Source organism: Paramagnetospirillum caucaseum, assembly GCF_000342045.1.
GTDB lineage: Bacteria > Pseudomonadota > Alphaproteobacteria > Rhodospirillales > Magnetospirillaceae > Phaeospirillum > Phaeospirillum caucaseum.
Genome location: NZ_AONQ01000060.1, coordinates 14,143 through 27,527, shown reverse-complemented (window position 1 = coordinate 27,527; position 13,385 = coordinate 14,143). Strand labels below are relative to the sequence as shown.

Annotated in this window: 8 protein-coding genes; 5 read left to right on the top strand and 3 right to left on the bottom strand. The window is 53.8% G+C overall.

Annotated features, from left to right (window positions below; genetic code table 11):
- From H261_RS17645 to H261_RS26165, 3 genes are all read right to left on the bottom strand, one after another.
- Positions 1-483: hypothetical protein (locus H261_RS17645; RefSeq protein WP_008620186.1), on the bottom strand; the 483-nt coding region annotated here is incomplete at its 3' end.
- 181 nt (positions 484-664) lie between these two features.
- Complete coding sequence (locus H261_RS17640) at positions 665-1,015, bottom strand: hypothetical protein (protein ID WP_040476806.1); 351 nt, start codon at positions 1,013-1,015, stop codon at positions 665-667.
- A gap of 19 nt (positions 1,016-1,034) precedes the next feature.
- The gene (locus tag H261_RS26165) at positions 1,035-1,718 is read right to left on the bottom strand and encodes a hypothetical protein (protein WP_235062972.1); all 684 of its coding nucleotides are present in this window, start codon (positions 1,716-1,718) and stop codon (positions 1,035-1,037) included.
- 562 nt (positions 1,719-2,280) lie between these two features.
- Between H261_RS26165 and H261_RS17625 the strand changes: the two genes are divergently transcribed.
- Genes H261_RS17625 through pglZ form a run of 5 tightly spaced genes read left to right on the top strand, consistent with a single transcriptional unit; the run spans position 2,281 to position 13,306 of the window.
- The gene (locus tag H261_RS17625; RefSeq protein WP_008620177.1) at positions 2,281-2,904 is read left to right on the top strand and encodes a DUF1819 family protein; all 624 of its coding nucleotides are present in this window, start codon (positions 2,281-2,283) and stop codon (positions 2,902-2,904) included.
- Positions 2,901-3,473 (top strand): DUF1788 domain-containing protein, encoded by a 573-nt coding sequence (locus H261_RS17620; protein ID WP_008620176.1) that lies wholly within the window; start codon positions 2,901-2,903, stop codon positions 3,471-3,473. Before H261_RS17625 ends, H261_RS17620 begins: the two co-directional genes overlap by 4 nt.
- 13 nt (positions 3,474-3,486) lie before the next feature.
- Entirely contained in the window at positions 3,487-7,104 is a 3,618-nt protein-coding gene (gene brxC, locus H261_RS17615; RefSeq protein ID WP_008620174.1) for a BREX system P-loop protein BrxC, read from the top strand.
- Between the two features lie 15 nt (positions 7,105-7,119).
- Positions 7,120-10,725, top strand: a complete 3,606-nt coding sequence (gene pglX, locus H261_RS17610; protein WP_040476803.1) for a BREX-1 system adenine-specific DNA-methyltransferase PglX — start codon at positions 7,120-7,122, stop codon at positions 10,723-10,725.
- Positions 10,718-13,306: a BREX-1 system phosphatase PglZ type A gene (pglZ, locus tag H261_RS17605; protein WP_008620169.1), complete on the top strand. Its 2,589-nt coding sequence runs from the start codon at positions 10,718-10,720 to the stop codon at positions 13,304-13,306. Before pglX ends, pglZ begins: the two co-directional genes overlap by 8 nt.
- The last annotated feature ends 79 nt before the right edge of the window (positions 13,307-13,385 follow it).

The window sequence follows — 13,385 nt, the reverse complement described above, 5'->3', positions numbered from 1 at the left end:
GATATCCAGACCATTGATGAAGCTGAGGGCCAGAAAGTTCGGGTCATGCTGGAGGGCAACGGCCAACTGGCTGAAAACCACGGCTGAAACAAAGATGCCGTACTGGCTCGGGGTCATGGTGGTGGAAACCCCATTGTCGCACCGCTCCACCGTCTCAGGGTCTGGCACGAACGGAATAGGGATCAGGTGCGTTCCTGCCTTCAGGTAGCCCCAGCTTGCGATCTTAAGCGGGATCAACCTGGAAAATACGGTGTGCCAAATCTGCGGTACGCTGCCGAAGATAGCGTAATACTCCCGCAGGTAAAGCTCAGTGGCATCGTCTGAGAATTCTACGCTGTCATTCGGCATGAAGAGCGTCGCATTGTCCGACGAAAGCACAATGTCGTAGAATAGTGCTGTCGGGGTGTTCGCCGGATCATCGATAGCCGCTGCTTCCGGTGCATTCTGATAGTTAGTTGTACTTTTGCTTCTCGATTTCATCATTTCCTTCTTTCGAAGGCGTGTTCCGCTTCATGATTGATTCGGATTTCGACGGGCTTCATGCCTCGTCTGTTCAACGCCGCCATCGGGAGTGATGGATGGGAACGACCCATCGCCTGCGACTTTCGTCACCGCTCTACGGTGAGCTACATCACCCAGTGATCGTCTGCCTGTCGGCATAGGGTCACGACCAAGACCCAACCACGTATCCGTCCTTGTCAGTCACCACGTTGGCCTTGACCGTCGAGGACCAGCCCCGGCGGTCGTTAGGTTTGGCCGCCCGTTTATGGGCAGCCTTGAGTTTGGAAATCTCCCGCCGCAGGCGAGTAATCTCCTCCCACGATTCCTTGGCCTCCTTTTCCCAGTTCACGGAGACACCACCGATCTCGAAGTCATCCGTCCTGATCGACAATTGGCTTGCGTGGATTCCTTTGGCCTTGAGGTCCGTGGCGATCCTCCCCATTGCGGTCAACCGTTCAGGGTCGGTTGCAGCGGAGTCGAGGGCTACGGCCAGCAGTTTGATGATCTTGTCCATTTCTGTGACCTCCCAGCCCTCAATCACCTAATCTGACGCTGAAGTTCCAGGCCATTTCCTCTCGGGCGACCCGAACCGAGTGCCAGCCCTCATGGTCGGCAAAGATCGGGTCATGCTGGTTCTTGCCGTGCCAAACGCTTGGTGAGTAGGCCCAGACCCGCCCATCAATGGTGACCACGACCCTGGCGGCCCGGATTTCATGGCTTTGGCCGACAGTATGTTGAGGCCCGATTTCCTTAGCGACCTTGGGCTGACCGCGTTCTGGAACCAGCAGCACATCGCCCTGCCGAATGCCGCTCGCCAACTGGCGTTCCGTCACCTCCCACATCCACCGCTGGGCAGCCCGAACAGGTGCTGCTGGATCGGTCGGATCGCGGCGGATTGAAGCCCGAACAGCAGCGGCTCCAACCGGGTGCCGGAAAGGCTGTTTGGTTAATTCGTTGAACCCGCAGAGAACGTAGGTTTTGTGCTGGTTGAGAAAGCCATTGCGGTAACGGCGGAAGCTGTGCCGGACCTGGACCACAGCCACATCCTGTTCGGGATCAACCCCGTACAGATCGTGGTTCAGAGCATCCCCGCGACATGCATTGTCAAACTTTACGAACCGCTCGGGGAGAGCGGCCTTAAAGTGATCCAGGATGCTGGTTGCTGGCTTCGAATCGACAGTTTCGATCTGATCGAAGCGTCCACGTTTAATATTCATCGCAGCGTTCTCCAGTGACGCATAAATTCAACGGCAAAGTTCTCCGTGCATATGGAGGTTTCGCCGTGTTGTTTTTGCGTACTACGGCCGCAATGTGCTGTTAGTCAATGCCATAATTTACCAAGATTGTTCACAAACATTCTTATAGAAATATATCATCAGGGTTGTATTCAGGGTAAAATCCACAAGATATTTAAATCTGGCTGATTTTCGGTTTCGTACGGAATAGGAATCAATTGGCCGGTCTTTTTAGAACTTAAGGGGAACACTCCTGTCCTGGCATTGTTTCCCGCAGCGTATGGAAGTGTGCGGCCCGAATGTCACGGTTTCAAAAATCTTGAATTCTCGGTTCAGCGGCGGCGAGTGAATGTCCGAAAAGCGGACTTCAGGGGCTGCCCTTGACGTTCAATCTGATCGCCAGCCATGCTCTCGTGACAGCTTCGGTCACCCATGCCGGTTTCATTTCTGATTCCGGTCTGACTCCAGGTTGCTCACTGCTCCGCCTATGGATAGTCTGCTGACTTCAAGCTGACTGTTGGGGGGAGGCAATTGAAAAGCGAGATTGCGATTCGACGGCGGGGCGGCAATGGCTGATCCTCGATACAAGGCAGATATCGGCGGCGGATCGCTCAAACTGCCGGAAAGTCGGATCATTGCGGGCTTGCTTCTCGATGGCGTCACCGAAGATCAGTGGCGTCATGCCATTGAAGTCGAGAACGTCCTTCAACGTCGCAGCCCCGGAACTGCAAAGCGGCAGTCGTCGCTGATGCGGAATCGGCTTGAAACCATGGGGCCAGAACTCTGGCAAATGGTACGGGATGGCTCGACCCAGGTTGCAATCCAGGCGGTGTTTGCCGCTGCGATCAAGCATTCCACACTTCTGGGCGACTTCCTTGATCTGGTGGTGCGGGACCAGTTCCGCATGTTCCGCCCCGACCTGCCAAGGAAGATGTGGGATCAATATCTGGAGCAGTGCCGAAACCGTGATCCGCTGATGCCTGTGTGGCAGGACAGTACCGCCAACAAACTGGCTGATTGCGTCTATCGCATCTTGGTGGAGGTTGGATACATCACCGATTCCAAAACCTATCGGTTGAAATCAGTTCGGATTTCGGGCGAGGTGATGAGCTATCTTCGCGAGAATAACGAGCAGTACGTTATCCGCTGCATCCAGGTGTCCATATGAGCATTCTCGACGACCGCTTAAACAAGGTTCTGGATCGGTTGATATCCGATGACCTGCTGAGCGGTCGTGGGCTTGGAAATGAAATCGGCTTTTACATTTTCGATTACCCTGCCGAGGACGAGCTTACGGTCAGAGAACACATTGGATTCCTGCTGGAGCAGCTACCCAAAAAGCGTCCTGGGCTGCGGGTGAAGCACATCAACCTCTTTGATATGGTTCTTGGGCACCTTGGTGACCGCAAGTTGCTCGACAAGGCTATCGAGCAGACCCGCAAGAAGGGTGATGCCTTCTTGGTGAAGGCATTGAAGGAACCGCTTCACGGCAGCAAGCTCGCACCTGTTTTTGAAGCTGCGTGCGATCTGCCCAATCATGATCTCGTGCTGGTATCCGGCATTGGCACCGTGTACCCGCTGCTTCGCACGCATAGCCTGCTGAACAACCTGCACCATGTGATGCGGGACAAGCCACTCGTGATGTTTTTCCCAGGAATTTACGACGGACAAATCCTTCGGCTGTTCGGGAAGCTGAAGGACGACAACTACTACCGGGCATTCAAATTGGTGCCTTAATGGGGGGGGGAATATGCTGATCCGTGAACTCTTCGAGAAGAAGATCGACCGCCCCATCAATGGCGTCATCAAGGCCGACCAAACCGATGATGCATCGAAGTGGCAGGAACTCGATGAGTACGTGATCACCCGCGAACTCGACAAGCATCTGCATGGGTTCTTCAATTCATATCTGAAATCCATCGACGCCCCTGGTGACCCGGAACTGGCCGGGAAGGTTGGTGTCTGGGTTTCTGGGTTCTTTGGTTCCGGTAAGTCGCACTTCATCAAGGTGCTGTCCTACCTGCTGGAGAACAAAATGGTCAGCATGGGCGGTGAATCCCGCCGTGCCGTTGAATTCTTCGATGGGAAAATTCAGGACGCCATGTTGGCTGCTGACATCAAGCGTGCGGTCAACGCCGACACCGATGTCATCCTGTTCAACATCGATTCCAAGGCGGATACCAGCAAGGATGATTCGATCCTGACCGTGTTCACCAATGTGTTCAACGAACGGCTCGGATTTAGCCCAGATCATCCCCATATCGCCGACCTTGAACGTCGCCTGGATGCAAAGGGGAAGTTTGGTGAATTCAAAGCGGCATACCGGGAGATTTCCGACTGCGATTGGGTCTCCGAACGCGATGCCTTTCACCTCAATTCGGACAGCATCAAGACCGCCCTGGCTCGGGTTTTAGGGCAATCCGAGGATGCCTTTGAAAAGTGGCTCGATAACCCCGAGGCGGTGTTCAATCTTTCCCCCGACAACTTTGCCGGTTGGGTGAAGCAATATCTCGATTCCAAGGGGCCAAAGCACCGCATCGTGTTCCTGGTGGATGAGATCGGCCAGTTCATTGGGCAAGACACCCACATGATGCTGCGGCTTCAGACCATCACGGAAAACCTCGGTACCATCTGCGGTGGACGGGCATGGGTCGTGGTGACCTCGCAGGAGGATATTGACGCCGTTCTTGGTGAAATGCGTTCCGCGAAGAGCAACGACTTTTCGAAAATTCAGGGGCGTTTCAAAACCCGGCTTTCGCTTTCCAGTGCCGATGTTCATGAGGTAATTCAGGCTCGATTGCTGGAAAAGACCCCAGCCGCCAGGGATGCCCTTGTCTCGGTTTACAAGGATAAGGCGGACATCCTCAAAAACCAACTGAGCTTCACCAACGTCGGAATGACGTTCAAGCCGTTTGCCAACGACGACCATTTCGCCAAGGTCTACCCGTTCGCACCCTACCAGTTCCAACTGGTTCAGAAGATATTCGAGGCTATCCGCCGTGTTGGTGCCACAGGTCTACACCTTGCCCGTGGTGAACGCTCAATGCTCGATGCGTTCCAAACCGCAGCAAAGGACATGGCATCGGAAAAGGTCGGGGTGCTGGTCCCACTGCACCGCTTCTACCCGTCCATTGAAAGCTTCCTCGACACCGCCGTAAAGGCGACCATTGATCAGGCTGGTGATAACGCTTCGCTGGAGCCGTTCGACAATCTGGTTCTGCGAACGCTGTTCCTCATCCGGTACGTGGAGGAGATCAAAGGGACGGTCGAAAATCTCGTCACCTTGTTCATCGATCAGATCGACGCTGACCGGCTGGCGATCAAGATTCAGATGGAGGCCAGCCTTCAGCGGTTGGAAGGCCAGACCCTCGTGCGTCGTAACGGCGATGAATTCTTCTTCCTGACTGACGAGGAGAAGGAGATCGGTCGCGGCATCAAGGGCATAGACCTTCATGGTGGTGAAGAGGTCAAAGCCCTTGGTGAGATGATTTTTGATGGTGTCCTTGGCGGTTATAAGAAGCACCGGTTCGAGGACACCAAGAAGGATTTCCCGTTCAACCGGTTCTGCGATCAACACCCCTTTGGTACCAAGGGGGATGGCGATCTGGCGGTGCAGGTAATTACGCCGTTGTCGGAGGATTACCCAGATTGGAATGAAGCCCGCTGCCTGATGAAATCCACCGAAGACGGTGGGCAGGTGGTCATCAAGCTACCCGATGATCGCAAATTGGGCCGGGAGTTGCGGACCTTCCTTCAGACCGAGAAGTTCATTTCACGCACCAACGATGGCGGCCTTCCTGCCAGTACGGTTCGAATTCTTCAAGATCGTGCCGCTGAGAACCGGCAACGTCAGGACAATTTGACCGTCCATATTGGCGAATTGATGAAGAATGCCGAGGTCTTTGCCGCAGGCAACAAGGTGACGGTGAAGGGCGGTTCCGGTGATGGAGCAATCCGGCAGTCCCTCGACTACCTGATAAAAAACACCTTCACCAAGTTGGGATACCTGAAGCACATCTGCCCAGACCCGCAGACCGAGATTAAAGCCGTCCTGAATGCACCGGATACCGCCGATCAGAAGCTGAAGCTCGATGGTGAAGATGGCAATGCCCCCGCCCTCAAGGAAGTGCTGGAGTTTGTCCGCTTAAAGGACAGCATCAACCAGAAGGTCATCCTGCACGACCTGATAGAAGGCCGGTTTGGCAAACGGCCCTACGGCTGGCCGGAATGGGAAGTGGTACTGCTGGTTGCTCGGCTGGTCGTGGCCGGTGAACTCAGCATGTCCATGGAAGGGGCATTGCTGACCCGAGACAAGATTTTTGAACAGGTGAAGACGCCCAACAAGTGGCGAAGCATCATCGTGATCAAGCGGCAGACGGTTGATGCCGCCCTGCTCCAACAAGCCCGGAATCTCGGAAAATCCGTCTTTTCCAAGATGGGACCGGACGGCGAAGACGCACTCTATGACTTCCTGCGGGAACAATGTGAAAAGTGGCAGGCGAATCTCAGCGGTTATCTGAAATTGGCCGAAACCGGCAAATATCCGGGCAAGGATGCCATCGACGCCGGTCTGAAGCTTCTGAGGCTCATCCTGGCGGAGAAGGACAGCTACGGTTTCATTCAGAAATTCGTCACCTTGAAGGCGGAGTTTCAAAATCTATCCGACGACGTGAGTGATCTCGACACCTTCTACGGCACCCAGCAGCCAACCTGGGAATTGCTGGGTAGGAAGTACGCCGAGTTCGTCGTCAACCGGAAGGAACTCGACCACAACCCCGATGCGGCGGCGGCCTTGCAGCAGATGGAAACCATATTGGGCCATGCCGCCCCCTATCCGTTGATCAAGGACATCAGCGGCTTGGTCAGCAAGGTCACGGCCATCAATGATGCCCTGGTGGTCAAGCGTCGCAGCCACGCCTTGGAAAAGATCGATCAGCACGTCTCCGAGGTGAAGGAAGCCCTCGACCATATCGCGGCACCGCCTGAACTCAGGAACAAGTGCTTGAGTGGGCTTCAAAAACTGAGGCAAACAACCGAGAAGCAGGCCAGCATCGCCCACATCCATCAGGCGGTCGCTGAAGCCGTCGATGCCAAGGATGACGCACTGGGCGAAATTGAAGCCTATGTGCCGCCCAAACCAGCCGCCAAAACGCCACCGCCGGTTACTCCTGGGGCAGGTGGGGAAGAACCCACAAAGACCAAAGCAGAACCTCCAACGCCGGTCTTCAAGAAGCCGCGAGTGGTACGGCCTGCCGAAATGAAATCTGGTTACCTGAAGACCCAGGCCGATGTGGATGCGTTCCTCGGAAAACTGCGGAAGGAACTTGAATCTGCCCTGGCCGCTGAAGAACCCATTGAAATTCGCTGATCGGACGAGCTTGCCATGAACCGCAATAAGCTGAAGACCTATGCCCCCAAAGCTCGTCGTGACTTCATCGCGGCTGTGGCCGCCCGAGCCATCAAGTTCGGCATCAGCAAGGACGCGATTGAACCCGTACAGGTGCAGGGGAATGTCGCCCTGATTGCAGGGCAGGCCCATCCCAGAAAGGTAGCCGATCAGCGGTCAAAGCTTGAGTCACGGGTCAAAAACCGTGGGTTCGAGCAGGTGATGGAGGAAGCCGCCTACACGTGGTTCAACCGCTTTGCCGCCATCCGCTATATGGAGGTCCACGGCTACCTCGACCATGGCTACAGAGTTCTGAGCCATCCTGAAGGCAAGGCAACGCCGGAAATCGTCGAACATGCCCAGCACCTTGATCTGCCGGGTTTGGACAAGGAAAAGGTCATCGAGTTGAAGCTCGATGGGACCAAAGAGGGGGATCTCTATCGAATGCTGCTGATGGCACAGTGCAATGCACTGAATGCCGCCATGCCCTTCCTGTTCGAGCGAATTGACGACGAAACCGAACTTCTGTTGCCAGACAACCTGCTGCACTCGGATTCCGTCATTCGCCAGATGGTCAACGAGATAGAGGAAGCGGATTGGCAGGAAATCGAGATCATCGGGTGGCTCTACCAGTTCTACATCTCGGAGAAGAAGGATCAAGTCATCGGCAAGGTAGTGAAGTCCGAGGATATTCCTGCCGCAACTCAGCTTTTCACGCCCAATTGGATCGTGAAATACATGGTCCAGAACACACTCGGTGCCAAGTGGCTGGCGACCTATCCGCAGTCGGGCATCAGGGCGAAAATGGAATTCTACATCGAGCCAGCCGAACAGACCGATGAGGTGAAGGCGAAACTCGCCGCGATCACGCCAAAGGAATTGAACCCCGAGGAAATCACCTTCCTCGATCCCGCCTGCGGGTCGGGTCATATCCTGGTGGAAGCCTACGACCTGTTCAAAGAAATCTACCTTGAACGCGGCTATGTGCTGCGGGATGTGCCGCGTCTGATCCTTGAGAAGAATCTGTTCGGCTTGGATATCGATGATCGTGCCGCACAGATGGCGGCATTCGCGTTGCTGATGAAGGCACGGGCGGATGATCGTCGGGTCTTCGACCGTTCGATCAGCATGAATGTGATGGCGATCCAAGACAGCAAGGGATTAGACGCCAAGGAAATCTGTCGCGTCCTGGTGCCTGACGAGCGTTTCGAGTTGGTGCCGACCTACGACCTGCTCCCAGGCACCCTGCCGCAGCCAACCATGGCAAGGCGTGCTGGCGGCACGCTGGGCGTAGTCATTCAAGATTTGATCGAATTATTTCAGGATGGAAAGGCTCTTGGGTCTCTGACGATGATGCCAAGCCACATCACCTTACGCATACCTGAAATATGTGTGCTATCAGAAGAGGCACGCAAAGGAGGTGGAACGCTAATTGAATTCGGCATTCAGCGTCATGTTTCAGAACATTTTGTTAATATAGTTAAACAAGCAAAGCTGCTTGCTTCATCATATGATTGTGTTGCCGCAAATCCACCGTATATTGGAGGTGGATACTTAAATGCAACATTGAAGCAATACATAAAAAGAAAGCTATCTGGTTTTCATCAAGACCTATATGCCTCATTTATTTTTCGTTCTTCAGAGTTTATATCTGGTGGTGGGCACTCCGCGTTCATGACGCCAATTACATGGATGTTCATATCGTCATATAAAGAATTTCGAGAATTCGTTCTTAAAGCCAACTCAATAACATCTCTCGTCAGGCCGGAATACCATGCATTCTTTGATTCGGCTTTTGTGCCAATATGCACGCTCGCATTGAGGCGTATTGGCGAAAGCCAAAGCATAAACGGGACATATATTGATCTTGGAAGTTTTTATGGAGAAAGCCTACAGCCACTGAAACTTCTTGAGGCAATAAATTCCAATGGATGTGCATGGAAATTTTTCTCTGATTCAAATGACTTCGCAGATATACCGGGAACACCAATCGCGTATTGGCTTGAGAAAGGTGTTCGAGACTGCTTTTCACTATTTCCAAAAATAAAAGATTTTGCTGAAACACGTAAGGGCATGGTTACGGCAGATACATCGCGATATATTAGATATTGGTTTGAAGTGTCTATTGGGGAAATTGGCCTTGTTTTATCGAGGCGTGAAGCAAAGGAATCTGGAAAAAAGTGGTTCCCATATTTAAAGGGTGGAGGATTTCGCCGCTGGTCTGGCAATGAAATTGATGTTGTCAATTGGTACGATGATGGTCGCGAGTTGCAGACAACTAAACATAAGATCGACGACAGAATTGCGGCAACAAACTTTAATCTGGAATATATATTCCGCCCAAATATTAGCTGGGGATCTATATCTTCGTCGGCTATATCGGCAAGAATATCATTTGGCGGTGCCCTGTTTGATACCGCTGGGTGTGCATGCTTCCCAAGCGAATCTCATTTGCGGGCGATTTTGGGCGTACTAAACTCAACACCAGCCTATGTCTTTTTGAACGCAATGAACCCAACGCTGAATTTTCCGCCGGGTGTAGTAGGTGAATTGCCATATCCAGCCGCCGAGATAACATCAAAATTGGATGGCGTAGTCTCGCGATTGATTAAAATTATGGGAGAGGAGTGGGATGCAAATGAAATATCTAGAGGATTCATTAGTTCACCAATTTATGGCGGATCTCTTTGTTGCGAACAAATAGGTTTCTTCCGATCAAAGAGAGAAGAGTTGAGTGCAGAAATTGCCGCACTGGAAGACGAAAATGATAAGTTGGTAATTAATGCCTTTGGTATTGATAGTTCATGCCTAACTATCGTGGCTCCGCGAACGACAATTGATCAAATATCTGATGGGCAAGAGGTTAAGAAGCTTATTTCATATGCCATTGGCGGCATGATGGGTCGCTACAGCCTGGATGAACCAGGACTGATTTACGCCAATAGCGGGAATGTCGGATTCGATCCCAGCCGCTACACCGCCTTCCCCGCCGACGACGACGGAATCGTGCCGATCATGCAGACCGATTGGTTCGATGACGATGCCACCAACCGCGTTGTCGAGTTCATCAAGGTCGCATGGTCGCCCGAGACGCTGGCCGAGAACCTGAAATTCGTTGCCGATAGTCTGGGGGGCAAGAGTGGCGAACTGCCCATTGACACCATCCGCCGCTACCTCAGCACGGATTTCTTCAAGGATCACCTGAAGACCTACAAGAAGCGTCCAATCTACTGGCTGTTCAGCAGCGGCAAGGAAAAAGCTTTCGAGGCGTTGGTCTACCTGCACCGGTACAACGAAGGCACCCTGTCGCGGATGCGGATGGAATACGTCACCCCCCTCCAGGGGCGAATCGCATCAAAGATTGATCAGCTTGGTCGCGACATTGATGCCGCCGCCAGCACCGCCGCCCAAAACAAGCTGAGGAAGGAGCAGGAGAAGCTGAAAAAGCAGCAGGCCGAACTGGTCAAGTTCGATGAGGAACTGCGTCACTATGCCGACATGCGGATCAAGCTTGATCTCGATGACGGTGTGAAGGTGAACTATGGGAAATTCGGCAACCTGCTTGCCGAGACGAAGGCCATAACGGGCGGATCGGATGAATGAGGATCAGATCAGCGAAGCGTTGCTGTCGCTGTACGGTGACGGCAATCGCATCGTGTTTTGGAACGACCCTGACCGGGAGTTCGAGGAATCACTCGCATCTCTCGATCTCGACGGGGTGACCCTCCTGCGTGCCGATCAGATGCCAGGGCTTGAAGCCAAGATTCGGATGGAACGGGAACAGGCCCATAACCGATTCCTGGTCTATTCGGCGACCCATGTACCGCTGCCGTCCGAAGATTGGCTCCTGGATATCCGCCTCTATAGCCGGACCTTCCGGGCTGACCGGGCTTCGATCATCCTTGGTGAACTGGGCCTGCAAGAACAATCCCTGCATTCACACATCCAGGCCCGTGCCAAATTTCTCGGCAGCAAGGACCGCCTGACCCGGTTGAAGAAGCTGGTTCAGCCGACAGATTCGATTCGTGATCTGGACCGCAAGATGCTGGCGGTGGTGACCAAGGTCGATCAGCCGGAATTTCTCGGCATTCTCACCGCCCTTTACCACGCCATTCCCGACTCGGACCTTGATGCCTTGCCCCCTGCCTGGGACGAGATTGAAAAGTACGACCTATTGGAATCCTTCTGGTCCATGGTGCAGGGGCAATTTGGATATTCCGAGAATTCTCCGACACTGAAGAATCTGCTGATCCGCCTAATGGTCAGCGATTTTGCCCATTCAATCACGGCGGAACTTCCGGCTGCCTTGGCACACCTGATGCTGCCCAGGTTGTTCCTATCCAGTGCATCGGTCTGCCTTTCCCAGTGGCGGGACAGCAATTCACGCAGTGACAGTTATGACCGGCTGTCCAAGATGGTCGGCGATGCCCTGAAGATCGACAGCCTTCTTCCGGGAATGCAGATCGAGCCGTTGCTCGACAACAAGACCTTCCTGGTCATCGAGAAGTTCATCGCTGTTTCCCTGCGGGACAGGGTGACTGCGACCACGGCCACGATCAATGCCGAAGCTGTGAAGGCCATCGCGAAACACCGCCAGAATGGCTACTGGGCGGATAGAAACCGTGGAGCTATCGGTGCCACCCGTGAAGCCCTTCATGCCGTCTATGACGCCCTAATCGCCGCCGCTGACCTGTTCGGGCTGCGGGGGGAGTTCTCGACCGGGTTCGACTACAATTCTGCACAGGCGATGTTTGACGGCTATGCCACCACCCTCCACCAGTTCGACCGCCTGTATCGCCATTTCATCGAAGCAGCCGACGCGGCCACTGCACAGGGATGGGAAATCCTAAAATCCCTGCGTGACGGGGTTGAAGATTGCTATACCAACTGGTTCCTGACCAATGTCAGCCTGAAATGGGGCAAGTTCGTCGAGGATGAGCTTCTGAAGGAATGGCGGGTTGAAGGCGTCACCCCCCAACCATGGTTCTTCCACAAGGTCGAAGCCGCTTTGATGGAATCGGATCGTCGGGTTTTCGTCATCATAAGCGATGCTCTGCGATACGAAGCCGCCAAGGAACTGGTCGATGTCCTGAACGGCACCTATCGTATTCAGGCCGAAATTCAGCCCATGCTTGGGGTATTGCCGTCCTATACCGCATTGGGGATGGCCGCCCTGCTGCCCCATTCCAAAATCAGCTATTCCGACAAGGGTGATGTGCTGGTGGATGGTCAGTCCTCGGCAGCGGGGAATCGTTCGAACATCCTCGCCCCGAAGAAGGGCGTTGCGGTCAAAGCCGATGACCTGAAGGACATGAAGAAGGATGCCGGTCGAGAATTCGTGAAGCCCTATGAGGTCGTCTACGTCTACCACAACACCATCGATGCCATCGGCGACAGCGGTTCAACCGAGGGCAAGACCTTCGAAGCGGTGCGGCAGGCTCTGACCGAACTTTCCGATCTGATCCGCATGATCATGAATAATCTCAACGGCACCTACATCTACGTGACCGCCGACCACGGGTTCCTGTTCCAGGAAACGGCACTCGATGCATCGGACAAGAATGCCCTTACCGACAAACCAGCGGGGGCATTGACCGCGAAGAAACGCTATCTCCTTGGCCGGAACTTGCCCGATTCAACCAAGGCATATCATGGTTCAACCGCGATCACTGCCGGTGCCGATGGCGACATGGAATTCTGGGTGCCGAAGGGCAACAACCGGTTCCACTTTGTCGGCGGCTCTCGCTTCGTACATGGCGGTGCCATGCTGCAAGAGATCACGGTTCCCCTCATCCGAGTTCGGCAGATCAAGGGAGATGCCAAATCCAAAACCTCGGTGAAGAACGTCGGCGTGATGGTCATGACCCAGAGTCCGAAGATCACCACCAACCGCTATCGGTTCGAACTGATGCAGACCGAGAAGGCAACCGACAGGGTTAAGCCCGCGACACTGGACATCGCCGTCTATGAGGATGGGCAGGCCATCACCAACATCGAACGGGTCACCTTCGACAGCACCCAGGACAACCTGGATAGCTGGAAGAAGTCTGTCTGGCTGTCGCTCCAGAAACGCGGCTATGACAAGAAGGGCTGCTACCATCTCATTCTGCGAAATGCCGAAGATGGCATTGAAGTACAGCGGGTTGAAGTGAGCATCAGCATCGCCTTCATGGATGATTTCTAAGATGGGTGGTCCAGGAAATTGGGGATTTGTAAAAATGGTCAGATTTCAACGTAACGAAAGGCGAATATATATTATTCAT